21 protein-coding genes are annotated in these 25,700 nt (G+C 67.4%); 10 read left to right on the forward strand and 11 right to left on the reverse strand.

What is annotated here, in order from left to right; all coding sequences use genetic code 11:
* Window positions 1-8 precede the first annotated feature (8 nt).
* Window positions 9-2,807, reverse strand: a complete 2,799-nt coding sequence (locus WG901_RS09350) for a bifunctional diguanylate cyclase/phosphodiesterase (protein ID WP_339586799.1) — start codon at window positions 2,805-2,807, stop codon at window positions 9-11.
* A 170-nt stretch (window positions 2,808-2,977) separates the two neighbouring features.
* On the opposite strand from WG901_RS09350, the gene WG901_RS09355 reads away from it, so the two are divergent.
* From WG901_RS09355 to WG901_RS09375, 5 genes are all read left to right on the forward strand, one after another.
* Window positions 2,978-3,616 carry a sensor histidine kinase gene (locus tag WG901_RS09355; RefSeq protein ID WP_339586800.1) on the forward strand — a complete coding sequence of 213 codons (639 nt, stop codon included), beginning with the start codon at window positions 2,978-2,980 and terminating at the stop codon, window positions 3,614-3,616.
* A 101-nt stretch (window positions 3,617-3,717) separates the two neighbouring features.
* Window positions 3,718-4,803, forward strand: a complete 1,086-nt coding sequence (locus tag WG901_RS09360) for a sensor histidine kinase (RefSeq protein WP_339586801.1) — start codon at window positions 3,718-3,720, stop codon at window positions 4,801-4,803.
* Window positions 4,800-5,444: a response regulator transcription factor gene (locus WG901_RS09365; RefSeq protein ID WP_339586802.1), complete on the forward strand. Its 645-nt coding sequence runs from the start codon at window positions 4,800-4,802 to the stop codon at window positions 5,442-5,444. Before WG901_RS09360 ends, WG901_RS09365 begins: the two co-directional genes overlap by 4 nt.
* A 79-nt stretch (window positions 5,445-5,523) precedes the next feature.
* The gene (locus tag WG901_RS09370; protein WP_339586803.1) at window positions 5,524-5,880 is read left to right on the forward strand and encodes a response regulator transcription factor; all 357 of its coding nucleotides are present in this window, start codon (window positions 5,524-5,526) and stop codon (window positions 5,878-5,880) included.
* A gap of 108 nt (window positions 5,881-5,988) precedes the next feature.
* A complete protein-coding gene (locus WG901_RS09375) occupies window positions 5,989-8,052 on the forward strand; it encodes a TonB-dependent receptor plug domain-containing protein (RefSeq protein WP_339586804.1) in 2,064 nt (687 codons plus the stop codon).
* 15 nt (window positions 8,053-8,067) lie between these two features.
* Here WG901_RS09375 and WG901_RS09380 read toward each other — a convergent pair whose 3' ends face one another.
* The 3 genes from WG901_RS09380 to WG901_RS09390 form a co-directional block, all read right to left on the reverse strand.
* Window positions 8,068-9,117: a GGDEF domain-containing protein gene (locus WG901_RS09380; protein WP_339587694.1), complete on the reverse strand. Its 1,050-nt coding sequence runs from the start codon at window positions 9,115-9,117 to the stop codon at window positions 8,068-8,070.
* Window positions 9,118-9,229: 112 nt separating this feature from the next.
* On the reverse strand, window positions 9,230-9,535 hold the full coding sequence (locus WG901_RS09385) for a PilZ domain-containing protein (protein ID WP_339586805.1): 306 nt from the start codon (window positions 9,533-9,535) through the stop codon (window positions 9,230-9,232).
* A 93-nt stretch (window positions 9,536-9,628) separates the two neighbouring features.
* On the reverse strand, window positions 9,629-10,870 hold the full coding sequence (locus WG901_RS09390; protein WP_339586806.1) for an alanine racemase: 1,242 nt from the start codon (window positions 10,868-10,870) through the stop codon (window positions 9,629-9,631).
* A gap of 132 nt (window positions 10,871-11,002) precedes the next feature.
* Between WG901_RS09390 and WG901_RS09395 the strand changes: the two genes are divergently transcribed.
* Window positions 11,003-11,875 carry an LOG family protein gene (locus tag WG901_RS09395; RefSeq protein WP_339586807.1) on the forward strand — a complete coding sequence of 291 codons (873 nt, stop codon included), beginning with the start codon at window positions 11,003-11,005 and terminating at the stop codon, window positions 11,873-11,875.
* Between the two features lie 2 nt (window positions 11,876-11,877).
* On the opposite strand, the gene thiD is transcribed toward WG901_RS09395, so the two are convergent.
* The 3 genes from thiD to glmM all read right to left on the reverse strand — a co-directional run bounded on the left by thiD (window position 11,878) and on the right by glmM (window position 14,276).
* Entirely contained in the window at window positions 11,878-12,633 is a 756-nt protein-coding gene (thiD, locus tag WG901_RS09400; protein ID WP_339586808.1) for a bifunctional hydroxymethylpyrimidine kinase/phosphomethylpyrimidine kinase, read from the reverse strand.
* The gene (locus WG901_RS09405) at window positions 12,630-12,854 is read right to left on the reverse strand and encodes a DUF1272 domain-containing protein (RefSeq protein ID WP_339586809.1); all 225 of its coding nucleotides are present in this window, start codon (window positions 12,852-12,854) and stop codon (window positions 12,630-12,632) included. Before WG901_RS09405 ends, thiD begins: the two co-directional genes overlap by 4 nt.
* Window positions 12,855-12,935: 81 nt before the next feature.
* On the reverse strand, window positions 12,936-14,276 hold the full coding sequence (glmM, locus tag WG901_RS09410) for a phosphoglucosamine mutase (protein ID WP_339586810.1): 1,341 nt from the start codon (window positions 14,274-14,276) through the stop codon (window positions 12,936-12,938).
* Window positions 14,277-14,393: 117 nt separating this feature from the next.
* Here glmM and WG901_RS09415 point away from each other — a divergent pair, with 117 nt between their 5' ends.
* Window positions 14,394-15,647: a dicarboxylate/amino acid:cation symporter gene (locus WG901_RS09415; protein WP_339586811.1), complete on the forward strand. Its 1,254-nt coding sequence runs from the start codon at window positions 14,394-14,396 to the stop codon at window positions 15,645-15,647.
* Window positions 15,648-15,791: 144 nt separating this feature from the next.
* Here the strand turns inward: WG901_RS09415 and WG901_RS09420 are convergent, their stop codons facing one another.
* The 4 genes from WG901_RS09420 to WG901_RS09435 form a co-directional block, all read right to left on the reverse strand.
* The gene (locus tag WG901_RS09420; protein ID WP_417603045.1) at window positions 15,792-17,717 is read right to left on the reverse strand and encodes a ribonucleoside-diphosphate reductase subunit alpha; all 1,926 of its coding nucleotides are present in this window, start codon (window positions 17,715-17,717) and stop codon (window positions 15,792-15,794) included.
* A gap of 567 nt (window positions 17,718-18,284) precedes the next feature.
* Window positions 18,285-20,489 carry an acyl-CoA dehydrogenase family protein gene (locus tag WG901_RS09425; protein ID WP_339586813.1) on the reverse strand — a complete coding sequence of 735 codons (2,205 nt, stop codon included), beginning with the start codon at window positions 20,487-20,489 and terminating at the stop codon, window positions 18,285-18,287.
* A gap of 17 nt (window positions 20,490-20,506) precedes the next feature.
* A complete protein-coding gene (locus WG901_RS09430; protein ID WP_339586814.1) occupies window positions 20,507-21,550 on the reverse strand; it encodes an aldo/keto reductase in 1,044 nt (347 codons plus the stop codon).
* 73 nt (window positions 21,551-21,623) lie between these two features.
* A complete protein-coding gene (locus tag WG901_RS09435) occupies window positions 21,624-22,757 on the reverse strand; it encodes a Rieske 2Fe-2S domain-containing protein (protein ID WP_339586815.1) in 1,134 nt (377 codons plus the stop codon).
* Between the two features lie 120 nt (window positions 22,758-22,877).
* Between WG901_RS09435 and WG901_RS09440 the strand changes: the two genes are divergently transcribed.
* The 3 genes from WG901_RS09440 (at window position 22,878) to ald (ending at window position 25,645) form a co-directional block, all read left to right on the forward strand.
* Entirely contained in the window at window positions 22,878-23,837 is a 960-nt protein-coding gene (locus WG901_RS09440) for a LysR family transcriptional regulator (protein ID WP_339586816.1), read from the forward strand.
* Between the two features lie 85 nt (window positions 23,838-23,922).
* Window positions 23,923-24,462, forward strand: a complete 540-nt coding sequence (locus WG901_RS09445) for a nuclear transport factor 2 family protein (protein ID WP_339586817.1) — start codon at window positions 23,923-23,925, stop codon at window positions 24,460-24,462.
* A 70-nt stretch (window positions 24,463-24,532) separates the two neighbouring features.
* Complete coding sequence (ald, locus tag WG901_RS09450) at window positions 24,533-25,645, forward strand: alanine dehydrogenase (RefSeq protein ID WP_339586818.1); 1,113 nt, start codon at window positions 24,533-24,535, stop codon at window positions 25,643-25,645.
* The last annotated feature ends 55 nt before the right edge of the window (window positions 25,646-25,700 follow it).

The raw sequence follows: 25,700 nt of genomic DNA on the forward strand, positions 1-25,700 counted from the left end.
CCAGCAACCTAGGGTTGCGCCCGGCGCGCTTCCTCGTCTTCGGCCGAAATGCTCGGCGCCTGTGCCGGCCGGCCGAAATAATAGCCCTGGGCCTGGTCGCAGCCTTGCTCCTGCAGCAGGCCGAGCTGAAACTCGGTCTCGACGCCTTCGGCAAGCACGGGCACGTTCAGACTCTGCCCCAGCGCGAGCACGGCCTTGATGATCGCACGCGCTTCGGGGCTCTGCTGCGACTTGAGCAGGAACGACTTGTCGATCTTGATCTTGTCGAACGGGAACGAGTGCAGCGTGTCGAGCGACGAATAGCCCGTGCCGAAATCGTCCATCGCGATGCTGACGCCCAGCGCCTTGATCTGGCGCAGCAGGTGTAGCGCGCGCAGCTTGTCCGATATGATCGCGGTCTCGGTGATCTCGAGCTCGAGTCGGGTCGGCGACAGACCGGTCTCGATCAATATGCCTTTGACCATTTCGACGAGTTCGGTCTGCATGAGCTGTACGGCAGAGAGATTGACCGCGATCTTGAGATCGTCGGGCCATGTGCGCGCTTCCAGGCAGGCCTGGCGCAGCACCCATTCGCCGATGGCGAGGATCTCGCCCGTTTCCTCAGCCAGCGGAATGAAATAGTCGGGCGCCACCGTCCCGCGCTTGGGATGATGCCAGCGCAGTAGAGCCTCGTAGCCGCTGAGCTCGCCGGTTCTGAGATCGTATTGCGGCTGGTAGAGCAGGTTCAGCTCGTCGCGGGCGAGAGCATGGCGCAGATCGTTGGAAAGCTGCCGGCGCGCGCGTGCGGTCTCGTCCATCTCGGGCTCATAGAAGGCGATGCGCTCGCCCAGGCTGCCCTTCGCCCGATACATCGCCAGGTCGGCGTTGTTGAGGATCTGCTCGCGCAGCGTGCCGTCGTTGGGGAACACCGAGACGCCGATGGAAGCGCCGAGATAGAAGCGGTTGTCCTCGCTGCCCACGGGGGTCGCGAAGCAGCTTTCGATGCGATCGAGGAACCCCGCGAGTTCGGCCTGGTCGCGGAAGCGCTTGGCCGCGGAGAACTCGTCGCCGCCGACACGCGCGGCGATTTCGCCGTCGTCGAGAATGTCGATCAGCCGGCGCGACAGGAGCTGCAGCGCGGCATCGCCGGCGCCGTGGCCGCGCGTGTCGTTGATCTCCTTGAACCGATCGAGATCGATGACCACCGCAGCCAGATTGTGGTGGAAATGACGTGCCTGCTCGAGCTCGGCGTCGACCCATTGGTTGAAGCTCGAGCGGTTGGGCAGGCCGGTCAGGCCGTCGTGCATCGCCATGTGGGCGATCTTTTCCTCGGACCGGCGGCGTTCGGTGACGTCCTCGAAGGTCGTTACCCAGCCGCCGTCGGCGATCGGGCGGCTGATCATCGAAACGATCAGCCCGTTGCCGAATTCGGACACGACCGGCGGAAAGCTGTGATCGTCGAGCGCCTGGCGCAAGGTCAGCCGCAGGTCGTCGACGCGCTCCTGCGCCACCGGACCGCCCGTGCGCGAAGCTAGCGCGAGGTGCGCCACCGCATTCAGCGTCATGCCCGGCACGCAGGCCGACCGGTCGAGCCCCCATATCTCGAGGAAACGCGCATTGGCCATGACCAGCCGCTCTTCGGCGTCGAACAGGCAGAGACCCTGATGCATGTTGCTGAGCGCCGCGTCGAGGTGTGCGGCCATCTCCTGCAGCCGGTCCTGATCTTCCTTGAAGCGGCTCATGTCGCGGGTGATCTTGGCGAAGCCGATATGGTTGCCGCCATCGTCGGAAATGCGCTCGATCGTGACATGAGCCCAGAACCGCGAGCCGTCGCGGCGCGTGCGCCAGCCTTCGCCCGAGAACTTGCCCTGCTCGATCGCGATGCCCAGCGCCTTCTCGGGCAATCGGGCCTCACGATCTTCGAGCGAGTAGAACTGCGCGAGCGGCAGGCCGATCGCCTCGTCCGCGGAATAGCCCTTGAGCCGTTGCGCGCCGGGGTTCCAGTTGGCGACCTTGCCGTCGCGATCGAGCATGTAGATCGCGCAGTCGGTCACGCCCTTGACCAGGATCGCAAGATCGCGCTGGCTGGCATGGACCGCGATGCGCGCGGTCCGCGCGATGCTGAGCACCGCGATGCAGACCGTCAGCAGCCCGATCGAACCCGCGGCAATGGCCATGGCCATGCTCTTGGGCGAAAGCAGCATCGCCGTGCGCGCGTCGAGCGGCGCCGGCACGAGCACGACCGCGGTCATCGCGGTGAAGTGCAGGAGCACGATCGACAGCGTCATCAGCAGGCCCGCCGCCACACCGCTGCGCACGCTGCGCCCGCCGACCGCGAAGGCCAGCGCGGGGTACATCGGCAGCACCGCGAAGACGAGCGAGAGCGCGACATAGCCGCTGCGCCAGGTGATCTCGGCAGGCAGTTCGAGCGCCGACATCCCCAGATAGTGCATCGCGGCCACCCCGCCGCCGCTCAGCAGGCTCGCCGCCGCCAGTCCGCGCGTGCCCGGATAGGCGAGGCAGACGAAGAACGACATCGCCGTCATCGCGATAGCGATAACCAGCGAGAGCAGCGTGGCAGGCATGTGATAGCCGGCGACCACGCCCGGATCGTAGCCGAGCATCGCGACGAAATGGGTGGCCCAGATGCCGAAGCCGATCGCGACCGCGGCGCCACCCACCCATTTGGCGGCGACCATCCCTGCGAAATGCCGGGCGTGGCGCAGCAACAGCACCGCGCTCATCGTCGAAATTATGCAGATAACCGCAGCCAGGAGGACGAGCCACTCGTCATGCTTTTCATGAATGCACAGCAAGACGTCGAACATGGTCATCCTCTCATAGGCGAGAGGTGATTAGGTTCCGGGGGTTAACATCGAGCTAAGTATTGGGTCCCGATCGCCCACCTTTCCCATACCTGCGTATGATACCTTTCGCACACAGATCGCAGGATCATGATGCCCGACGAACCGTGGATGCGGACGAGAGGTAAGGGATCATGCAGGCAGCCTCCGCAGCGAACGATGCGACGATCACGGTGCTCCCCGGGCGGCGCGAACCGAGCCCGGCCGACGAAGCCAATCATCGGATCGCAAACAGTCTCCAGCTGCTCTCGGCGATGGTCGCCGCCGAAGCGCGGGCACTCTCCGATCCGGCCGGGCTCGCCGCGATCCAGGGAATCGGGCGCCGCATCGCCGCCATGGCCGGGGTGCATCGCCTGCTCTGTCACGGACCGGCCGGCGGCACGATCGATCTGGCAGCCTATGTCGGGGACCTGGTCAAAGGCCTGACCGCGATGGGCAACCGCGCCGTCGTGCTCGAGGCGGAACCGGTACCCGTGCCCGCCGAAGAGGCCGGAGCCGTCGGCATGATCCTGTCCGAGCTCGTCAACAATGCCGCCAAGCACGCCTATGCCGCGCACGAGCCCGGCGGCGTCGCCGTGGCGCTGTGCCGGCACGGCGCGGGCGGATATCGGGTCGAGGTTGCCGATCGCGGCCGCGGGGTCGCGCGGGGCGCACGCGGCACCGGGCTCGGTACCGAATTGATCCGGCTCCTCGCGCAGCGGCTCGGCGCGACCTGCGCCTATCACGATGCCGCGCCCGGCACGCGCTTCGTGCTCGAGGTGGCCGCGCGATGAGCGAGGCCGATTTCGCATCTTTCCCGTTGCCGCGCCCGCTCGCTCGGGTAAGCCTCTCGTCGTTATGGGGCAGCCGGATCGGGATCTGGCGGGAGGCAATCATGCGCGGCGACGCGCGGGGACAGCGACTGGTGATCCACCTGCGGCTGGCAGGCGCGGCGATCGTTGCCCTGGCGATCTTCGCGCTAGACGTGCTGAGCCCGCTCCAGGGCGCGGTCGCGGTGCTCTACACCACGGTCGTCCTGCTCGCGGCGCGCACGGGCAAACGCGATCTGGTGATCGCCGCGGGGACGGTCGGCGCGGGCCTCGCCGCCATCGCCTATCTGATCTCGCACAGCGCGGAGCCGCTCGGCTCCCCCGCCATGCGCCTGACCGTGAGCCTCGTCGCCAACGGCATCACGACCTTTCTCTCGATCCGCCACCTGGCCGAGATCGACCAGCGCCGCAGCACCCAGGCGCGGCTCGATCAGGCTCAGGCCGAACTCGCCCACGTCTCGCGGCTCAACCTGCTCGGGCAGATGGGCGCCTCGATCGCCCACGAGATCAACCAGCCGCTTTCGGCCATCGTCACCTATGCCAAGTCGGGCCAGCGCTGGCTGGCGCGCGCCGAACCCGATGCCGCCGAAGCGGCCGACTGTCTCGACCATATCGCCGCCAATGCCACCCGGGCGGCCGACATCATCGGCCGGATCCGCGACATCGCGCGCCGAGCCGAGCCGCGACAGGACCATTTCGCCCTGGCAGCACTGGTCAGCGAGACGGTCGCCCTGCTGCAGCGCGACCTGCAGTCGCACGACGTCGTCATCCGCACCGCGATCGCCCCCGATCTGCCCGTGCTCTGGGGTGATCGCGTGCAGATCCAGCAGGTGCTGATGAACCTCATGCTCAACGCCGACCAGGCCATGACGCAGACCCCCGCGAGCCGGCGCGAGCTGCTGCTCGAGGCCGCGCGCGACGGCGGCGAGGTCACCGTCGCGGTCAGTGATCGCGGGCCCGGCCTGCCCAACGACACCGAGCCGCTGTTCGAACCGTTCCGTTCGACCAAGCCCGACGGCATGGGCATGGGATTGTCGATCAGCCGCGCGATCATCGAACGGCACGCAGGCCGTCTCACCTCGGCCAATCGCGCCGAAGGCGGCGCCAGCTTCCGCTTCACGCTTCCTATCTTGCAGGGGAGCGGCGCATGACCGATGCGGACAAACGCTGCGTCTGCGTGATCGACGACGACGACGAGGTGCGCGGCGCCCTGGCCAGCCTGTTCCGCTCGGCGGGATTGACCGCGCTGGTCTACGAGAGTCCGAGCGCGTTTCTCGAAGCGGGTCTGCCCGATTGCGCCTGCTGCCTGGTGCTCGACGTCCGCCTGCGCGGCGAGAGCGGGCTCGATTTCCAGGATCTGCTGACCGAACGCGCCATCGCGATCCCGATCGTGATGATGACCGGCCACGGCGACATCCCCATGACCGTACGCGCCATGCGCGCCGGCGCGATCGACTTCCTGCCCAAGCCATTCGGCACCGAAGACATGCTCGCCGCCGTGCTCCGGGCGATAGAGACCGATCGCGCCCGACGGGCCACGGCGAGCGACAACGATCGCCTGCGCAGCGCCTTCGCGCGCCTGACCCCGCGCGAGCGCGAAGTCATGGGGTTGGTCGTCACGGGGCTGATGAACAAGCAGGTGGCCGGTCGGCTCAACCTTTCGGAGATCACGGTGAAGATCCACCGCGGCAACGTCATGCGCAAGATGGAGGCGCAGTCGCTGGCGGACCTCGTCCGGATGGCCGAGCAGCTCGGCGTGCGCGACGAGACCATCCATCGATATGGCCTATAACATCTGAGTATGATGGCGCCGACCTGGCAGTGCGGGCATTCCCGCAACTGCGAAGTCCCACGCCAGCCGGAGCAGAAGGTTGAGTTCACCGATCGTGATTGCCGTCGTCGATGATGACCCCGACGTGCGACGCAGCCTCGACAGCCTGCTGCGCTCTGCCGGCATCGCCTGCCGCAGCTTTGCCTGCGCCGCAGACCTGCTCGCGGCCGACGAAGCCGCTTTCGATTGCGTCGTCACCGACATCAACATGCCGGGGATGACCGGACTCGAGCTTCAGGCCGAAATGGCCCGCCGCGGCTGGCACCATAGGGTTATCCTGATGACCGCCTATGCCACCGCGGCAACGCGCGAACAGGGTATCGCCGCAGGGGCGACCGCCTTCCTGACCAAGCCGATCGATCCCGATCAGTTGCTCGAAGCGATCGGCTCCGCTTAGGCGACTTGTTGCAAATCGTTCGCAGCAAGATATGAAGGCGGGATGACAGGACGGGTTAGCCAGCGCACGACGGCCTCTCGCCATCTCCATCTGTCCCACGCTTTGGTCATGAGCCTGGGTTGCACCACCGCTCCAGCGCTGGCTCAGGATCGGCAGCGCGCCGGGTCGGCCGAAGCCGTCGCGGCGGAAGCCTCCGCGACAGAGTCGCCCGCGACCGGCGCCGCCGACAATCCGGTCTACCCAGGCAGCTTCTATGCGCCGTTTCAGCCGCAGACCGCTTTCGACATGCTCGAGCGGACACCGGGCTTCACGGTCGACGCCGGCGACTACGTGCGCGGCTTCGGCGGCGCGGCAGGCAACGTCCTGATCAATGGCCAGCGGCCGACGGTCAAGGCGGGCAACGGCATCACCGACGTGTTGCGCCGGATACCCGCAGGGCAGGTCGAACGTATCGTGCTGCTCCGCGGCGGCGGCGACGTGGCCCAGGCGGCGGGCCAGGCGCTCGTCGCGAATGTCGTGCTCAAGGCCGATGCCGCGGGCTCGGGAACGCTCGCCGGATCGGCCACGCTCATGCCCGGGGGGCTGCTCGGCGGCAAAGGCTCGATCAGCTACAACCGCAAGGTCGGCGGCTGGCAGACCAATGTCGAACTTTCCGCCGAATACGAGCGCGAGCGGTTGAACAGCCGCTACATCATCCGCGATGGCGCCGGAACACCGATCGAAACCTTGCTCGAAAACCTGCCGCTGAAAAGCCCGGAAGCCGCCATCGCGGCGTCGGCGTCGCGCAGCGTCGGCGGCGGCGATTTCACGATCAATGGCCGCTTCGGGATCGACGAATACAGCTCGGTGCAGGCCATCGTCCGCCGCGCTGGGACGATCGACGGCCCCGTGCTCGGTTCGCGGCAGTTCGACTATGCCGAACGGTATCACGAGGCCGAACTCGGCGCGGACTGGACGCGATCGCTGGGTCGCGACTGGACGACGAAACTCGTCGCCCTGGTCCGCCAGGAAGGTATCGACATCGATCAGGACGACCGCGACGGGGCCAGACGCAGCCGTTCTCGCCAGAGCCAGAAGCCGCTCGAGGCCGTCATGCGCGCGACCGTGGTACGCGGTGGCAAACACCGGGTCCGTCCCGAGATCGGCGGTGAAATCGCCTACAATCGGCTGGCCAGCACGCTCGACTACGCCGAGGACGCGGGCACCGGACTTGTTGAAATTCCGCTGCCGGGTGCGGACACACGCGCCGCGGAATGGCGCGGCGAAGCCTTCGCCAATCTGACCGCGACGCTCCGACCGGGACTGGCGCTCGAAGCCGGTCTGGCGGTCGAGCTGTCGCGGATCACCGTTACCGGCGATCAGGCGAATCGCCAGGATCTCTCCTATCTCAAGCCCTCGGCGGCACTGGTCTGGAACGCCGGGCCCAAGACGCAGGTCCGGCTGGCGATCCGCCGCACCGTCGATCAGCTCGACTTCAGCGACTTCGCGGCCTCGACGAACGTCATCGACGACCGCCCGATCGGCGGCAACGCCCTGCTGCGTCCCACGCGCAAGCAGCGCGCCTCGCTGCGCGTCGATCACCGCTGGGGCACGGGCAGCGCGATCGCCGCGGAAGGCTTCCACGAGTGGCGCAGCGGCGTGCTCGGTTTCATCGCCTTACCGGACGGCGGCCAGGCACTCGGCGCGATCGGCGACGGCCGCGTCTGGGGACTCAGCGCGCAGGCGACCCTGGCGCTCGGACCTCTCGTGCCCGGCGGCCAGGTCAAGTTCGACGGACTGTTCCAGCGATCGGACGTCCTCGATCTCGCGCTGCGCCGGTCGCGGCCGATCAACGGCGTGGTCGAATCCTCGTGGAACGCCGAATTCCGGCAGGACCTCGACCGCGGCAAGATGTCCTGGGGGGTCCGCTATGTCTCGACCGTGCGCGAGGACTACTATTTCGTGGATGAGGATTCGTCGCGGCGCGAACGCGGTGCCTGGGCGGCCTACCTCGAAAGCACGGCCATACGCGGCGTGAAGACCACGCTCACGGTCAACGCGATAAACGGCCTGCGCAACGATCGGCTAAGGCGGTTCTTCGCGAACGACCTCACCGGGCCGGTCCTGCGCAGCGAGGATCGCGTGCGCAAGCGCGGTGCAAGCATGACGCTCGGCTTCAGCAAGGCGCTGTAACGCGCCGCAGCGGTATCAGGCCAGATGGACCTGGTTCCGGCCGCCCTGCTTGGCCTTGTAGAGCGCCTCGTCGGCGGCCTTGAGCGCAGCACGCGGGTTCTCGTAACCGAAGACGTTGGCGACGCCGCCCGAGAATGTGATCTGGCCGATCGGCTCGTCGGTGCGGCGGTTGATCAGCTTGCGCGCGGCCATTTCCTCGCGCGCCTCGTCGAGCCGCTGCTTGGCCTCCTGGGTGGTGAGCCCGCGGAACAGCATGACGAATTCCTCGCCGCCGTGGCGGGCGACGTGGCAATTGTCGTTCGAAATGCGCGCGAGCGCTTCGCCGATCAGCTTGATCACGCGGTCGCCGGCGTCATGGCCGTGCGTATCGTTGACCTTCTTGAAGTGGTCGATGTCGCAGAACGCGACGCTCAGCGAGTCGACCTCGGCCTGGGCCTCGCGGTAATGCTTGTCGAGCAGCGCTTCGAAGGCGCGGCGGTTGGGCAGGCCCGTGAGGTGATCGACTTCGGCATCGCGCTTGGCGCGGTCGAGGTGGCGGCGCAGCGACTTGGCCTCTTCCTCGCTCTTGCGCATCTCCTGCTCGACCTGGCGCGTGCGCTCGGCCATCGCCTTGGCGAGATCGGCGAGACCGGTGATGATCTGGCCGGTGTCCTCGACCTGCTCGAGCTCGACCACATGCGCCTCGAGCTTCGTGCTGTAGTCCGAAGAGGCACGGTGCGCGGCCTTGGAGCTCTTGGTGAAGGCATCGAGGTTCTGTTCGAGCTTGCCGATCAGCCGCTCGATCGCGACGTCCTTGCGCTCGGTCGCCTGGTTGGCGGTGACCTCGTCGAGCCAGTCCTGTTCGACCCGGGCGCCGCTCTGCTGCCGCGCGGCGATCTGCCGCGCAAGCCCCGGGTTGCCGCCGGCGAAGGCGCCATGCGCCGCCAGCAGGTTGTCGGGCGTGATCGCCAGGTCGTTGTCGAGCAGGAAGTCGCAGATCGCGTCGAGCACCTGCCGACGCGCTTGCTTCATCACGTCCGACTTGGTCGACTTGGAATCGGAAGGTTTGGTGCGCAGGCCCAGCATACCCAACAGTGTTCCCGAGGAATTGGAAGTGTCCACGTTCGCGTGCATACCCACTCCAAAGTGCATTTCGGTTAAACTCGCCCCTCGGGAGATACCCGAAGAGAAATAATTTTCAGTGCAGGTCGGACCGGTGTTCGACCTGACGGAGAGCGTATTGGGTCAGCATGGCGCCATGCAGCGGATGGGCGAATTCGAGACCCGTCCTTTCACCCGTCACCCAGCGTACGACCGCGGGCAGCACCAGCAAGCTACCGAGCTGAAGCAGAACGCGCTCGCCCGGTGCGGCGACGTCGCGAGCCATCTCGGCACAGCATCCCTGCTGCGAAACCTCGCTCAGCCGCGCACGATAGGCGATACCGCGCACGCGGCATGCCGCGGCGATAGTCGCTGTCTCGCGATCGAACTGACGGCGTTCCATTTGCAAGGATAGAGCCTCCCTGAGCGCTACCTAGCAAAACGAGGTAAAGAATCGTTTACCGCGACCGACATTCGCGCGTCAGCCCGAAACGGCTCAATTGTCGGCGAGGCGCCAGTGGTTGAGCAGGCTTTCGCTGACCTCGGTCAGCCTGCCGCCGTCGAGCAGGGCCTCGCGCGGCTCGGGATGGCTGATGAAGCGCGTCGGGCTCGACGTCAGGCCATAGGCGCCCGAGTTCTCGATCGCGATGACGTCGCCGATCGAGGTCGCGGGCAGCTCGAGCTTGGTCGCCAGGGTGTCGATCGTCGTGCACAACGGCCCGACCACGGTATAGCGCTCGATCGAACCTTCCGGGTTCGAGAGGTTCGCGATGCGCCAATTGCGGCGGATCACCGAGCCCATCATGCCATAAGCCGCGAGGTGCGTGTTGAAGCCCGCGTCGCAGATGCGCAGCTCGGTGCCGCGACTCGCCTTGGCACCGATGATCGATGACAGCAGCCAGCCACAGGGACCGACCAGCCAGCGACCGAGTTCGAGCTCGAGCTCGGTTTCGGCAAAGGCGGGCTCGGCCTTGAGCGCGTCGATGCCGGGCAGGACCTCGGCGGCCAGGGCAGCGAGGTCGATCTCGGCATCGGTCGGCAGGTAGGGCACGCCGAAGCCCGCGCCGAAGACCAGCTTGCGCGGCTTCTGCCCCCAATGGGCGGTGGCGCGGCGGAAAATGTCGGTGAGGATGCCGAAGTTCTCGGCCAGACCTTCGTGCGATAGGCTGTTGCTGCCCGAATAGATGTGGAAGCCGGCCAGATCGAGGTTCGGCAGCACGGCCAGCGCGTCGATCGCGGCCGCCATCTCCTCCTCGTCGATCCCGAACTGACTGGGCTTGCCCGACATGTTGACGCCGAAGGCGCGCGGGCTCGTCGCCGGGTTGATCCGCAGCAACACGGTCTGGCGCGTGCCGAGCTCGCCGGCGAAGCGATCGGCGAGCCGCGCCTCGTGCAGCGATTCAACGACGAGTTCCCCCAGACCGATGCGCACCGCGCGGCGGATCTCCTCGGGCCGCTTGCCGGGACCGCAGAAGGTCAGCCGTTCGGGCTCCATGCCCGCGGCGATCGCGCGCTCGGCCTCTGCGAAGGCGCTGACGTCGAAGCTGTCGACCAGCGGCGCCAGCGCCTTGAGCAGCGCGACGTTGGGGTTCGACTTGACCGCGAAGCTCACGCCGAAGTGGCGGCCGAAGGCGTCGCGCAGACGCTCCAGCCGCGCGCGGATCAGGTCGAGGTCGTAGACGTAGAGCGGCGTGCCCAAGGCTCCCGCAGCCGCCAGCAGCTCTTCACGCGTCGCCATTCTCAACCCTCGCAGTTCCCCGATAGTGTCGCAATAGTCGGGCATGGTTAAGGCTTAGCTGATCCGGCTCGACCACCAAAGCCATGCCATTTTGTCTCGACGCGGCCTGTCGGGAGGAGCATTGGGGATGAAATGACCGACGAAGAAAAGAAACTCACCAACCGCCGCTTCTACAAGGCCGGCGAAGAAGCCTCTTTCGCCGATGCGAAGCTCAACACGACGCCGCAGACCGAAAGCCCTTCCTACCTCCTCGCCTTCCGTGACACCGACTTCCTCCTGCGCGAGGAATTGCGTCCGGTGCGCTTCCAGCTCGAACTGCTCAAGACCGAGATGCTCATGGAAGAGGCGAACATCGGCTCGACGCTGGTGGTCTACGGCTCCGCGCGCATCCCCTCGCCCGAGCATGTCGAGGCCGTCCGCGCCACGGCGACCACGCCCGAACGCGCCAAGGTGGTCGAGAGCCTGATCGCGAAGTCGAAGTATTACGAGGAAGCGCGCAAGCTCGCGCATATCGCCAGCACCTGCGCGATCGTCGAGAAGGGCATGCGCCAGTTCGTGGTCTGCTCGGGCGGTGGCCCGTCGATCATGGAAGCCGCCAACCGCGGCGCGATGGAGGCCGGCGCCGATTCGATCGGGCTCAACATCGTCCTGCCGCACGAGCAGGCACCCAACCCTTACGTCACGCCCGATCTCTCGTTCCAGTTCCACTACTTCGCGCTGCGCAAGATGCACTTCCTCCTCCGCGCGCGCGCGGTGGCGGTGTTCCCGGGCGGCTTCGGCACCTTCGACGAATTCTTCGAGCTGCTGACCCTGATCCAGACGGGCAAGATGCAGCCGATCCCGATCCTGCTGTTCGGCGGCGAATACTGGAACCGCGTGATCAACTTCCAGGCGCTCGCCGAGGAAGGCGTGATCAACGAGAACGACACCGCGCTGTTCCACTGGGTCGAAACCGCCGAGGACGGCTGGCAGAAGATCGTCGAGTTCTACGACCTCGACTGCTGACGTCAGTCGGGTCGCACCGCCTGATGCCCGAGCGGGCCGTGGCCCTGGCCGAAGCCGGGGGCCGCGGCCAGCGCGGCGCGGACGAACTGGCGCGCTGCGAAGATCGCTTCCTCGAGCTCCAGGCCCTTGCCCAGGTAGGTCGCGATCGCGCTCGACAAGGTGCAGCCGGTGCCGTGGGTGTGGCGCGTGACGATGCGCTGCGCCCGCCAGGCGACGGGGGCGTGGCCGGGAAAGCACAGGCTGTCCTCGACGACGTCGCCCTCGGCATCGCCGCCCTTGGCCAGATAGGTCACGCCGCGCGCGGCGAAACCGGCCCGCCCCCCCAGCGCCTCGAGCTCGGACACGTTGGGCGTGGTCAGGGTGGCGAGCGCCATCAGCCGCTCGAAGCCCGCGATCGTCGCGGCGTCGGCCAGGACCGAACCGCTGGTGGCGATCATCACCGGGTCGAACACCACGGGCGCATCCAACGCTGCCAGCCGATCGGCGACGATCGCGGCGATTTCGGGCGAGCCGAGCATGCCGATCTTGACCGCATCGACGCCGATGTCGCCGACGCAGGCATCGATCTGCGCGCCGACCATCTCGGGCGAGAGCGCGATCACGTCGGTGACGCCCAAGGTGTTTTGCGCGGTGATCGCGGTGATCGCGGTCATCGCATAGCCGCCGAGCATCGTGATCGTCTTGATGTCGGCCTGAATGCCGGCGCCGCCCGAGCTGTCCGAACCGGCGATCGAGAGAATGCGCGGGGGTGTGGTCATCCCTGGAACTTGCGCTGCGTCGAGGGCGGGCTCTTGGCGTGATGCTTCTTCGCGCGCGTCGGGCGGTCCATTAGCTCGCCCCCGCAATTGGGGCAGCGATCGTCGAGGCTTTCCGCGCATTCGGCGCAGTAAGTGCATTCGAACGAACAGATGAAGGCGCCGGGCGCCTCGGCAGGAAGGTCGGTGCCGCATTTCTCGCAATCGGGGCGCATTTCGAGCATGCCAGGTCTCCTAGTGCCTCCTTTAGGCGAGCGGGGTTCAGGGAAGGAAAGGAATTCTCGTTCCTCTTCCCTCTGGAAGATTTAGGCAGCCGCCTCGGCCACGGCCGCGCAGATCGCGTCGACCGATTGCTGGACCTGCGCCGCATCGTCGCCTTCGGCCATGACGCGGATCACCGGCTCGGTGCCCGAGGGTCGGATCACCAGGCGACCCTTGCCTGCGAGCGAAGCCTCGACGTCGGCGATGACCGCCTGGACGCGCGCATCCTCCAAAGGCTTGCCGCCCGAAAAGCGCACGTTCTTGAGCAGTTGCGGCACGGGATCGAACAGGTGAAGCAGTTCGCTCGCGCGCTTGCCCGAGCGCACCAGCGCGGCGAGGACCTGCAGCGCGGCGATCGTGCCGTCGCCGGTGGTGGCGTGATCGAGCAGGATCATGTGGCCCGACTGCTCGCCGCCGAAGTTGCAGCCGCGCGCCTTCATCAGCTCCAGAACGTAGCGATCGCCGACCTTCGAGCGGAACAGTTCGAGCCCCTGCCCCTGAAGGAAGCGTTCGAGCCCGAGGTTCGACATGACCGTGGCCACCACGCCGCCGCCCGAAAGCCGCCCCTGCGCGGCCCACTGGCTGCCGATCAGCGCCATGATCTGGTCGCCGTCGACGGTCTGGCCCTTCTCGTCGACGACGATCAGGCGGTCGGCGTCACCGTCGAGCGCGATGCCGATGTCGGCGCCGCTCGCGACCACAGTCTCCTTGACCAGATCGAGGTGGGTCGAGCCGACCTTGTCGTTGATGTTCTTGCCGTTGGGCGTGACGCCGATCGCGTGGACCTCGGCGCCCAATTCCCAGAAGGCCGAGGGCGCGACCTGGTAGGCGGCGCCATTGGCGCAATCGACGACGATCTTGAGCCCGTCGAGCCGGATATCGTGCGGCAGCGAGCCCTTGACCGCGTGGATGTAGCGCCCCCGCGCATCGTCGATGCGGCGGGCGCGGCCGATGTCCTCGGAGGGCGCGAGCGGCTGCTCCTCGCCGAGCATCGCCTCGATCGCCAGTTCGTCCTCGTCGGAGAGCTTGAAGCCGTCGGGACCGAACAGCTTGATGCCGTTGTCCTCGTAGGGGTTGTGACTGGCCGAGATCATCACCCCGACGTCGGCGCGCAGCTCGCGGGTGAGCATCGCGACACCCGGCGTCGGCATCGGTCCGAGCAGGATCACGTCCATGCCGACCGAGGTGAAGCCCGCGACCATCGCGTTCTCGAGCATGTAGCCAGACAGCCGTGTGTCCTTGCCGATGACCACACGGTGGCGGTGGTCACCGCGCAGGAAGCGATGCCCGGCCGCCTGGCCGACCTTCATCGCGACGGCCGCGGTCATGACTCCGGCGTTGGTCCGCCCGCGGATGCCGTCGGTGCCGAAGTAGTTCTTTGCCATGCCCGTTTCCGTGTTCTGCGCGTTCGATTGCCATGTAACGACAGGCGGTTAATGTGCCGGAGGCGGGCATAAGACAAGCCCGTCCGGCCCATACCGATCAGCCAAGACAGGAAACCCATGGCGCCACCTGAAGAGACCAGTATCGGCTTTCCGGAAATCCGAGTTCCGGCGCTCTGGACCTTCATCGCGCTCATCGCCGGCCTGCTTGTCGGCCTGCTGCTGCGTGGCAGCGCGGCCGAGACGTCGGTCCTGGCCGTGGCCCGACCGCTCGGATCGCTGTGGCTGCGCGCCTTGCAGATGACGATCCTGCCCCTGGTCGCGGCGCTGCTGTTCACCGGCGTGGTCCAGACCGTGGCGGCCGCCCAGGCTGGCGCGCTGGCGCGACGCACGCTCGGGCTCTTCGCGCTGGTGCTGACGAGCAGCACGGTCTTCGCCGCCCTGGTCGTGCCGCCCCTGCTCGGCGCCTTCCCGATTCCGGTCGAGGCGACCGCGGCGCTGGGCGGCATGACGCGCGCCGATCCCGGTGCCGTACCGGGGCTGGCCGAGGTCATCGCCTCGCTGGTGCCCGTCAACATCGTCGACGCCGCCGCCAAGGACGCGATGCTGCCGGTGATCGTGTTCTTCACCCTGTTCGCACTGGCGGCCACCCGACTGCCGCCGGCGCAGCGCGATCCGCTGGCCGGACTTTTCGCCGCCGTCGCCGCGGCCATGATGGTGGTGATCGGTTGGGTGCTCAAGCTCGCCCCGCTGGGCGTCTTCGCGCTGGGGTTTGCGGTCGCGGCGCAGAGCGGCTCGGCGGTCATCGCGGCGCTGGCCCACTATATCGGCCTCGTCAGTGCGATCGGCGCGGTGGTCCTGGCGGCGGGCTATGTCCTGGCCGTAGCGGGCGCGCGGCTTTCGCTGGGCGCTTTCGCGCGCGCGATGATCCCGGTGCAGACCGTCGCCTTCTCGACCCAGAGCTCGCTCGCCAGCCTTCCGGCAATGCTCGCCGCCTGTCGCACGCTCGGCGTCAGCCAGGCCCGCGCCGACTTCGTGCTGCCGCTCGCCGTGGCGCTGTTCCGCGCGACCGGGCCGGCGATGAACCTGGCCGTGGCGATCTATGTCGCCTGGCTCACCGGCACGCCGATCACCACCGCTAGCATGGCCGCCGGCGTCGGCGTCGCGCTGCTGACCACGCTCGGTTCGGTTTCGCTGCCCGGCACGATCAGCTTCGTGACCGCGATCGGCCCGATCGCGCTGGCCATGGGCGTGCCGATCGAGCCGCTGGCGCTGCTCGTCGCGGTGGAAATGCTGCCCGACCTCATGCGCACGCTGGGCAACGTCACGATGGACGTCGCGGTGACGGCGACGGTGGATCGGCGGGGGCGGTAGGTTTTCGATCCTCCCCTGCAAGGGGAGGTGGCAGCGCGAAGCGCTGACGGAGGGGTGTAACCGCTAGCCGGGACACCCCTCCACCGCCTTCGGCGGTCCCCCTCCCCCTAAGGGGGAGGAACTTAGCTCACTGACAGACCCAATTTACTGGCAGGCCAAACACTCGTCGTAGTCGGTGCTCGAGGCCAGCTCGTACTTGGGCGCTTCGACGGTGTTGTCCGCCTCGACGCCGCCGGCGAAGCCCGCGCGCTGGACCGACTTCGAGCGCAGATAATAGAGGCTCTTGATGCCGCGCTCCCAGGCCTGGAAGTGGAGCATCATCAGGTCCCACTTGTCGACGTCGGCCGGGATGTAGAGGTTCAGCGACTGCGCCTGGTCGATATAGGGCGTGCGGTCGGCGGCAAATTCGAGCAGCCAGCGCTGGTCGATCTCGAACGAGGTCTTGTAGACCGCCTTTTCCTCGGGGCTGAGGAAGTCGAGGTGCTGGACCGAACCGCCGTGCTCGAGGATCGAGTTCCACACGTTCGTCGAATCCTTGCTCTTCGAAGCCAGCAGCTTCTCGAGATAGGGGTTCTTGACGACGAACGAGCCCGACAGCGTCTTGTGCGTGTAGATGTTCGCAGGGATCGGCTCGATGCAGGCCGAAGTGCCGCCGCAGATGATCGAGATCGACGCGGTCGGCGCGATCGCCATCTTGCACGAGAAGCGCTGCATGACGCCCATGTCGGCGGCATCGGGGCAGGCCCCGCGTTCCTGCGCAAGCATCAGCGAGGCCTCGTCGGCCTTGGCGGCGATGTGCTTGAACATCTTGAGGTTCCAGGCCTTGGCCATGGCGCTCTCGAAGCCGATGTTCTTCATCTGCAGGAACGAGTGGTAGCCCATCACGCCCATGCCGACCGAACGCTCGCGCGCGGCCGAATACTTGGCGCGCGCCATCTCGTCGGGCGCACGGTCGATATAGTCCTGCAGCACGTTGTCGAGGAAGCGCAGCACGTCCTCGATGAACAGGTCGTCGCCGTTCCACTCGTCCCAGGTCTCGAGGTTGAGCGAGGACAGGCAGCAGACCGCCGTGCGATCGTTGCCGAGATGGTCGACGCCGGTCGGCAGGGTGATTTCCGAGCAGAGGTTCGAGGTCGAGACCTTGAGGCCCAGGTCGCGGTGATGCTGCGGCATCATCCGGTTCACCGTGTCCGAAAAGACGATGTAGGGCTCGCCCGTGGCCAGGCGCGTCTCGACCAGCTTCTGGAACAGGCTGCGCGCATCGACCGTGGCGCGGACCGAGCCGTCCTTGGGGCTGCGCAGGTGGAATTCGTCACCCGCGGCGACGGCTTCCATGAAGTCGTCGGTCAGCAGCACGCCGTGGTGCAGGTTCAGCGCCTTGCGGTTGAAGTCGCCCGACGGCTTGCGGATCTCGAGGAACTCCTCGATCTCGGGATGCGAGACGTCGAGGTAGCAGGCGGCCGAACCACGGCGCAACGAGCCCTGGCTGATCGCCAGCGTGAGGCTGTCCATCACGCGCACGAAGGGGATGATGCCGCTGGTCTTGCCGTTGAGGCCGACCGGCTCGCCGATGCCGCGCACCGAGCCCCAGTAGGTGCCGATGCCGCCGCCGCGCGAAGCCAGCCAGACGTTCTCGTTCCAGGTGTTGACGATGCCTTCGAGGCTGTCCGACACCGAATTCAGGTAGCACGAGATCGGCAGACCGCGACCGGTGCCGCCGTTCGACAGCACGGGCGTCGCGGGCATGAACCACAGCTTCGAGATGTAGTCGTAGAGCCGCTGGGCGTGGTCCTGATCGTCGGCATAGGCGTCGGCGACGCGCGCGAAGAGGTCCTGGTACTTCTCGCCCGGCAGCAGGTAGCGATCGTCGAGCGTGTCCTTGCCGAAATCGGTCAGCAGCGCGTCGCGGCTGTCGTCGGTGACGATCGTGAAGCGACGCGCGGCGATCGCCTTCGAATCCTCCTTGGGCGAAGCCGCCGCCTTCATCGCGCCTGTCACCGCATTGGCCAGGGCCTCTGCGCCGAGCTGGGCCACGAGATCGGTCTCGCTGGCTTCGGTCTTCTGCGTCATCGCGACTGCCGGGCTGGCGCCCGCCTCCTTCTTGTTCAGCGTGGGCGTTTCCGCCGCGAACAGGCTCGCTTCAGCACCGTCCATATCCGCCTCGTTTCCGTTCCTGAATTCCACGTTTCGGCCCCCGGTCTTCGAAAATGCGCTTCGCCTGTGTTCCACATTCGTTCGACTCAGCGGGCAAGCGCCCAACCTAGCGATACCGACGTGGCTTGGGGGAAAAACTTATCCCCCATTGCACTGCCGATGCGGGTCAGAAGACGCATCCGGACACTTGATTTCGCGGGACAGGGCCAATGTGGCGACCCCTCCGCTCGATTCAAGGTTTAGATGCACCCCTGCGCCGCAACCACAACCGATAGTGGCAAATTCCGAGTCGCGCGCAAGAGGGTTAATCATAATGAAAGGTTGATGAAGGCCTTGAGTGGCCTTTCGGACTCACACTCGGGGCAAGCGACGCGCCGATTTTCCAGCGGTCTCGCCGGGCGCAAGAGTCAAAGTGAATCTGTGAAAAAAATTCTGCGGAGGAATCGATCGTAGACGATCCTCCCCACGAGGGGAGGATCTTGGTCAGCCGCGGCTTCTCGGCAGGCCGAGCGCGCGCTCGGCGATCATCGAGCGGTGGACCTCGCTGGTGCCGGCATAGATCGTCGTGCCGTGGGCGTGGCGGTAGGACTGGTTGACGAACAGCGCGGCGCCTTCGCGCTTCGACAAGGACAGTGGCGCGGTCAGGTCGAGCAGGTCGCTGCCATCCTCGAGGAACTTCTCCGAGGAGAACAGCTTCGCCATCGGCCCGGCCGCGGGCAGGTTCTGCCGCTCCTCGGCGCCCCACAGCGCGCGCAGGCCGAGCATCTCCGAGATCGCGACATGCGCCCGCGCCCGCGCCAGGCGGCCTTGCGCACCGCGGTCCTCGATCAGCGGGCGGCCCTCGAACTGGATCTCGCGCGCGAGCACCTCGGCCGCCTTGATCATCGCGTGGTGCGCCTTCGAAAAGCCGCCGCCGCGGTGTTCGAGTTCGAGCGCGGCGCTCATCGTCTTCACCCCGCCATCGACCTCGCCGAGCCGCCAGGTGTCGGGCACTTTCACGCCGTCGTAGAAGGTGATGTTGGTGCGCTCGTCCTGGAAGGTGTGGACCGGCTGGACGGTGATCCCCTCGGCCTTGAGCGGCAGGATGAACATCGTCAGGCCTTTGTGCTTGGCGACGTCGGGATTCGTCCGGCAGAGCATGATCACGTAGTCGGCCAGGTTGGCGCCGCTGGTGAACATCTTGGTCCCGTCGATCCGCCAGCCGTTCCCGTCGGGCGTGGCCTTGGTCTGCGCGGCGAAGACGTCCGAACCCGAGCCCGGTTCCGAATAGCCGAGCGAGCAGACCGTCTCGCCCGCGAGGATGGGCTTGAGCACCTGTTCCTTGAGTTCGGGACTGCCGAACTTGTCGATCATCGCCGCGACCATCATCGTCGTGCCCTTGGCGTGTCCGGTCCAGCCGTGCTCCTCCCAGACCGAGGCGACCGCGTGGCTGGCATAGGGCGAGGCGGCGCGGCCGCCCTTCTCGGGCGGCAACTCGGGAAACAACAGCCGCGCCTCGGCGAGCTTCCTGTGCACCTCGGGATGATGCCCGTCCCACGAATAGTGCGCGTGCTTCTTGAGCTCGGGGGTCAGGGTCTTGCGGAAGAATTCGTCGGTCTCGCGCGCCAGGCTCTCGGCCTCTTCGCCGAGGTCGAAGTCGATCGAGACGGGGCCGACATCGGGCAAGGCCGCCGCCTCGCCCGCATAGATGCGCCGCCCCGCCTCCTCGAGCAGCCGCGCCGGATCGCCGAGGATCAAGCCCCAGGCCTTGGCGCGCAGGTTGTAGAGGTGGATGTCGTATTCGGTGGTCAGGCCGTAGCCGCCGAAGGTGCGCAGGCCTTGGATGCCCGCGCGCACCGCGGTCTGCGCGTTCCACCACAAGGCCAGACTGACATTGGCCGCGGCGCTCTCGTCGCCGACCGAGATCTCGTGGATCACCTTCCAGGCGAAGTGCTTGCCGCCCTCGACCTCGACCTGGAAGTTGGCGAGCGGGTGCGAGATGGCCTGGAAGGTGCCGATGAACTGGCCAAAGGCCTGACGCTCGCAGGCATAGGCCGCGGCGAGCCGCACGGCCTCGCGGGCAAGGCCGTTGAGCGCGAGCGCAGTCAACAGCTTCCACTCCTCGAGCCCGCCGGCGAAGGTCTCGACCGCCTGCTGGCCGCTGGCGAGGACCGTGGCCGGGAGCTTGCCGAGATCGAGTTCGCCGATGCCGTTCGCGGCGAGGTTGTCCTCGGCCTTGCGGTCGATCTCGCTCACCGCGATCGCCACGATGTCTTCGCCGCGGCGCGCGAGGACGAGATCGGCCTGGGCCCCGCCGGGCAGCCATTGCAGCGAATGGTCGACCACGTCGCGCAAGGCCAGGCTGGCGACCGCGCTACCGTCGACCACGCCCGCGAGCAGGTCTGCGGCGCCCAGCTGGCCAAGCAGCCGCGCCGCCAGCACGGCTTCGATCACCGGCCCCGAGGCAAGTGTGCGGCCCAACTCCTCGGCAACCAGCCCGGCGTCAAGCGTGCCCATGCCGAGCCCGCCAGCCTCCTCGGGCACGCGCATCGCGAAAGTGCCGAGTTCGGCCAGGCCCTGCCAGAGCGCGCGGTCGAAGCCACCTGTCTCCTGCGCGGCGCGCAGGCGCGGCATCGAGGCATGCTCGTCGAGGAAGCGCGCGAAAGTGTCGCGCAGCATCTGCTGGTCGTCATTCAGGCCGAAGTTCATCGTCTCACCCTGGCTTCTTATTTTGGATTGGGATTGGCGTCGTGGATCGCGTTGATCGCCTGGATGACTTCCTTGGGAAGCGAAAGCTCGACCGCGCCGAGGTTGTCGCGGAGCTGGTCAACCGAGCTTGCCGCCATGAGCACGGCGCCCATGAAGGGCTGCTGGCGCGCGAAGGCCAGGGCCATGTGTGCGGGTTCGAGCCCGTGCGCCGCAGCGAGATCGGCATAGGCGGCAATCGCGTGCTTGCGGTTCTCCGACAGCATCCGCGCGGCGAAGCTCTCGGACTGGCCCAGCGCGTCGGCCGGGCGGTTGCGGTACTTGGCGGTCAGGGTGCCGCGCGCGAGCGGCGAATAGGCGAGCAGGCCCAGCCCCTCGCGCAGGCCGATCTCGGCGAGGCCGAGCTCGTAATAGCGATCGAGCAGGCTGTAGCCGTTCTGTACCGAGGCGATCCGCGGCAGGCTGGCACGCTCGGCCTCGGCGAGGAAACGCATCACGCCCCAGGGGCTCTCGTTGCAGACGCCGATCGCGCGAACCTTGCCCTCGGCGACCAGTTCGCCGAGCGCCGCCAAGGTCTCCTCGATCGCAACCTGCTCGGGCGCATCGGGAACGCGCGAATAGCGCGAGCGGCCGAGCGTCGTCACCGCGCGCTCGGGCCAATGGAGCTGGTAGAGATCGATATGATCGGTGCCCAGCCGGCGCAGGCTGGCCTCGCAGGCCGCGCGGATGTTCGCGCTGTCGAGCCGGCGCTGGGCTCCACGGATATGCGTCATGTCGCCCGCGGCATTGCCCGGCCCGGCGACCTTCGTCGCGACCACCACCTTGTCACGCAGGCCCCTCGCGGCGATCCAGCGGCCGAGCACCTCTTCCGAACGCCCCTGCGTCTCGGGTCCGGTCGGCGTGGGATAGTTCTCGGCCGTGTCGAACAGGGTCACGCCCGCCTCGAAGGCCATGTCGAGCTGGCGCAGCGCGTCGGCTTCGGGCGTCTGGCCGCCGAAGGTCATCACGCCCAGACCGAAGGCGCTCACCTGCAGGCCGCTGCGGCCCAGTTCCTGATAGTCCAACAGGCCTCTCCTTCGCCCGACGCGAACCTTCCGCAGATCGCGACGCGATAATATCCCCAGATGGTAAGGCCGGCTACTCCGCGGCCTGTACGGCCGGCGCACCGGGCACACCCTTGACCCGATGCACGCCGCTGACCCGCGCGACGATCTCGGCGGCGCGCGCGCGCGGGTTGAAGAACTGGCTGTACCAGATCCGCGCCTGCCCGAAGGGGCCATCGGTGGGCAGTTGCATGATCCGCGTCGCCGCGCGCTTGGTCTGCCAGATCTCGCCGTCGTGGAGGCCGAGGCCCTGGCCGAACATCTGGTTGAGCATCCTGGCCCGCTCACGCGCGGCCTCGTCGACCACCCCGCCCGGCGCGCGCACCAAGGCCCCCTGCCAGAGCCGGCACGAGCCGTCGTCGATCGGCGTCGCCGCGATCAGTTCGGCCGCCTCGAGTTCGAAGAAGCGCGCGGCGTTTAGCCCGACGCCGTGATAGGCGTTGTCGGTCGACAGCGGCTGCTCGCCCTGCTGATCCCAGGCCGGCGTCACGCCTGGATGCCGCTGCCACTCCTCGCCGAAATCGACACGGTACGAGAGCACCGACTGGCGCTGGTGGTAGAGCACGCCCTGGACCTCGTTCTCGTAGTAGAGCGTTTTGCCGCCGTGCAGGTAGTTGAGGTGGGCATAGTCCGAATTGTTGTCGAACACCTCGACCGGATGGCACGGCAGATCGACGAGATGGTCGAGCCCCTGCCAGCGGACGTAGGCAGGGTCGTCCCACTCGGGGAAGACCGGCAGGTCGAAATCGGGTTCGCCGCCCTCGGGATCGTTCCAGCAAAACACCACGCCCCAGCGCTCCACGACCGCCCAGGCCTTGACCCGCGCCGCCTGCGGGATCGCGCCGTCGTAATAGGGGATGTGATCGCAGACACCCTCGCGGTTGAAGCGCCAGCCGTGGAACGGGCAGCGCACGCCCTCGCCCTGGACGTTGAGCCCGGCGCTGACGATGTACGAATGGTTCGACGTGCCGAAATGCGTGCCCATGTGCGGGCAATAGGCCGAGACCATGCCGACCGCGCCGCTCGCGCCGCGGAACAGCACGACGTCCTCGCCGAAATAGCGCGCGCTCAGCGGTCGCGCGCCGTCGATCTCGTTGCTGTTCGTGACGACGAACCAGCCGCGCGGAAAGGCATATTCACCCAGGTTGTACTCGGCTGACGCGGCCATCCTCGTTCTCCCGACGTCCGGCTTCGGCCGGATCGTTGCGGAAAGGATGCGCCGCGCGACCCCATGCTGCCACTACAATATCTGTGGTGCAGCAATGCCCTAATGGTATGCCTTGGCGCGATGGAACTGCGCCGGCTCCGCTATTTCCTGCGCATCGCGCACGAAGGCTCGCTCGGGCGTGCCTCGCGCGGCCTCGGCGTCGCGCAGCCCGCGCTCGGACGGCAGATCCAGCTGCTCGAAAGCGAACTCGGGGTGAAGCTGTTCCGCCGCGTGCCCAAGGGCATGCGGCTGACCGAGGAAGGCGAATATCTGCGCGAGGCGCTCGACCATCCGCTCGCCCAGCTCGATCTCGCGCTCAAGAACGTCCGCGCGCTCGCCGCGCGCGCCGAGGTCTTTTTCACCATGGGCCTGCCGCCGGGCGTGATGCAATTGCTCGGCCCGCGGCTGTTCCTGCGGCTGTCGCGCGACCTGCCGAACCTGCGGCTGCGCTTCGTCGAGAGCGATTCGGCCGCACTCGCCGCCGACCTGCTGCGCGGCGCGGTCGACATCGCCGTGCTCACCGGCGTCACTCCCGACGACCGCGTGTTCCGCAGCGAGGTCCTGCGCGAACCGCTGCTGCTGGTCGGCGCCCCCGGTTCGGCGCTGGCCGGGCGCGAGACGATCGCCTTCGCCGACCTGCACCACTTCCCGCTGATCCTGCCGAGCGCGCCCGACGGTCTGCCGACCCTGCTCGAAAAGCTGGCCGCGCGCGGCGACGACCGGTTCGTCGTCGCCAGCGAGGTCGATTCGATCGATCTCGCCAAGCAGGTCGTCGCGGCCGGCGCCGGCTATACGATCCTGCCGCCGCTGCTCTGCCGCGACGAAGTCGCGCGCGGCGAGCTGGTCGCGGCCGCGGTCGTCGACCCGGCGATCGACCGCACCGTGCTCTATGCGGTCCAGCCACTGTGGCGCGTGCCGCGCAGCACCTACAACGAGGTCGAGCGCGTGATCTTCGAGGAATGGACCGCGGCGGTCGCCGGCGGCGAGTGGCCGGCCGAGTGGCTGTTCGACCACCGCCGGCTCTCGACCTATGCCGGATGAGCATCGCACGCCGGCATGATTGGTCTTTGCAGCATCGCCGGAGCCGTGGCTAAATTCTCCGAAACGAGCGAGGGAGAGACAGGTCATGGACGCCGAAGCCGCCGCGATCGCGCGCGAAATGAAAGACCGCCACGAGATCTACGACTGCGTGATGCGCTATTGCCGCGGCATCGACCGGCTTGATCGCGCGCTGCTGCTCTCGGCCTATCACCCCGATGCGATCGACGATCACGGCAGCACCTTCGTCGGCCCGGTCACGGAATTCGCCGAGGTCGTGCTCAAGATGCACGAGACCTATCAGGAGTTCACGCAGCACCACATCACCAACCACCGCTGCGAGCTCGACGGCGATGTCGCCCACACCGAGTCCTATTACCTGTTCCGCTGCCTCAACCGCGCGCCGCCCTGGTACAACATCTCGAGCGGGCGCTACCTCGATCGCTTCGAGAAGCGCGAGGGCCGCTGGGCCATCGCCGAACGCGTCTGCGTGGTCGAAGTGCGCGACGAGATCTGGGGGCCCGACGGCAATGCCGGCAACAGCGCCTATGTCCCCGCGACGCGCGGCCGCGACGATCCCTCCTATACGCGGCCGCTAACGATCGACCGCGCGCGGTTCACGGCCTGAATCGCGCCGATTGAAGCCGGGGCCCGCTCTGCCCATGTTGGCAGGCGGGGAGCGGCTGAAAGGAATTGGTATGCGCGTCGGCACCGTTCGCGAGATCAAGGACCACGAATATCGCGTCGGCCTGACGCCCGAGAGCGTCCGTGAGCTGACCGGACACGGCCACGAGGTCTGGGTCGAAAGCGGTGCGGGCCTCGGCATTGGCGCCTCCGACCGCGACTACGAGGCTGCCGGCGCGACGATCTCTCCCGATGCCAAGGCGATCTTCGCGCAGTGCGAGCTGGTGGTGAAGGTCAAGGAGCCGCAGCCCGGCGAGCGGGCGCAGCTGCGCGAGGGCCAGGTGCTGTTCACCTATCTTCACCTCGCCCCCGACCCCGAGCAGACCGCGGATCTCGTCCGCTCGGGCGTCACCGCGATCGCCTACGAAACCGTGACCGGGCCGGGCAATGCGTTGCCCTTGCTCAAGCCGATGAGCCAGGTCGCCGGGCGGATGTCGGTCCAGGCGGGCGCGACCGCGCTGCAGAAGGAACACGGCGGGCGCGGCGTCCTGCTCGGCGGCGTGCCGGGGGTGATGCCCGGCAAGGTCGCGGTAATCGGCGGCGGAGTGGTCGGCTTCAACGCTGCGCAGGTCGCGGTCGGCATGGGCGCCGACGTGACGATCCTCGATCGCGATCCCGCCGCGCTCGAACGCCTCGGCACCCATTTCGAGAGCCGCGCCAAGACCCGCTTCTCGAACCGCGCCAACCTGGCCGCTTCTGTCGCCGAGGCGGACCTGGTGATCGGCGCGGTTCTCGTACCTGGCGCCGCCGCGCCGCAGCTGGTAACGCGCGACATGCTCGCCACGATGAAGCCCGGCGCCGTGCTCGTCGACGTCGCGATCGACCAGGGCGGCTGCTTCGAGACGAGCCATCCGACGACGCACAGCAACCCAACCTTCATCGTCGAGGGGATCGTCCACTACTGCGTCGCCAACATGCCCGGAGCCGTGGCGCGCACGAGCACCTATGCGCTCAACAACGTCACCCTGCCGCACGTCCTGCAGATCGCCGAGCGTGGCTGGAAGGGTGCACTGCAGGCCGATCCGCACCTCGCGGCCGGGCTCAACGTCCACGCCGGCCACGTCACCTACGAGGCCGTCGCGCGCGAACTGGGCTACGAATTCAAACCGCTCGCCGAAGTTTTTTAGACCAAAGTCGCATACGGTTAACCCGTTCTTGAGCAGCGGCCGCGTACCCATCGTG

Source organism: Novosphingobium anseongense (assembly GCF_037482895.1).
GTDB lineage: Bacteria > Pseudomonadota > Alphaproteobacteria > Sphingomonadales > Sphingomonadaceae > Novosphingobium > Novosphingobium anseongense.

What these genes read in the sequence shown, in the direction of transcription:
- WG901_RS09350 (WP_339586799.1), bottom strand. Translation starts at nt 2,807, where the DNA reads ATGTTCGACGTCTTGCTGTGCATTCATGAAAAGCATGACGAGTGGCTC.
- WG901_RS09355 (WP_339586800.1), top strand. Translation starts at nt 2,978, where the DNA reads ATGCAGGCAGCCTCCGCAGCGAACGATGCGACGATCACGGTGCTCCCC.
- WG901_RS09360 (WP_339586801.1), top strand. Translation starts at nt 3,718, where the DNA reads ATGCGCGGCGACGCGCGGGGACAGCGACTGGTGATCCACCTGCGGCTG.
- WG901_RS09365 (WP_339586802.1), top strand. Translation starts at nt 4,800, where the DNA reads ATGACCGATGCGGACAAACGCTGCGTCTGCGTGATCGACGACGACGAC.
- WG901_RS09375 (WP_339586804.1), top strand. Translation starts at nt 5,989, where the DNA reads ATGAGCCTGGGTTGCACCACCGCTCCAGCGCTGGCTCAGGATCGGCAG.
- WG901_RS09380 (WP_339587694.1), bottom strand. Translation starts at nt 9,117, where the DNA reads ATGCTGGGCCTGCGCACCAAACCTTCCGATTCCAAGTCGACCAAGTCG.
- WG901_RS09385 (WP_339586805.1), bottom strand. Translation starts at nt 9,535, where the DNA reads ATGGAACGCCGTCAGTTCGATCGCGAGACAGCGACTATCGCCGCGGCA.
- WG901_RS09390 (WP_339586806.1), bottom strand. Translation starts at nt 10,870, where the DNA reads ATGGCGACGCGTGAAGAGCTGCTGGCGGCTGCGGGAGCCTTGGGCACG.
- WG901_RS09395 (WP_339586807.1), top strand. Translation starts at nt 11,003, where the DNA reads ATGACCGACGAAGAAAAGAAACTCACCAACCGCCGCTTCTACAAGGCC.
- thiD (WP_339586808.1), bottom strand. Translation starts at nt 12,633, where the DNA reads ATGACCACACCCCCGCGCATTCTCTCGATCGCCGGTTCGGACAGCTCG.
- WG901_RS09405 (WP_339586809.1), bottom strand. Translation starts at nt 12,854, where the DNA reads ATGCTCGAAATGCGCCCCGATTGCGAGAAATGCGGCACCGACCTTCCT.
- glmM (WP_339586810.1), bottom strand. Translation starts at nt 14,276, where the DNA reads ATGGCAAAGAACTACTTCGGCACCGACGGCATCCGCGGGCGGACCAAC.
- WG901_RS09415 (WP_339586811.1), top strand. Translation starts at nt 14,394, where the DNA reads ATGGCGCCACCTGAAGAGACCAGTATCGGCTTTCCGGAAATCCGAGTT.
- WG901_RS09420 (WP_417603045.1), bottom strand. Translation starts at nt 17,717, where the DNA reads ATGACGCAGAAGACCGAAGCCAGCGAGACCGATCTCGTGGCCCAGCTC.
- WG901_RS09425 (WP_339586813.1), bottom strand. Translation starts at nt 20,489, where the DNA reads ATGAACTTCGGCCTGAATGACGACCAGCAGATGCTGCGCGACACTTTC.
- WG901_RS09435 (WP_339586815.1), bottom strand. Translation starts at nt 22,757, where the DNA reads ATGGCCGCGTCAGCCGAGTACAACCTGGGTGAATATGCCTTTCCGCGC.
- WG901_RS09440 (WP_339586816.1), top strand. Translation starts at nt 22,878, where the DNA reads ATGGAACTGCGCCGGCTCCGCTATTTCCTGCGCATCGCGCACGAAGGC.
- WG901_RS09445 (WP_339586817.1), top strand. Translation starts at nt 23,923, where the DNA reads ATGGACGCCGAAGCCGCCGCGATCGCGCGCGAAATGAAAGACCGCCAC.
- ald (WP_339586818.1), top strand. Translation starts at nt 24,533, where the DNA reads ATGCGCGTCGGCACCGTTCGCGAGATCAAGGACCACGAATATCGCGTC.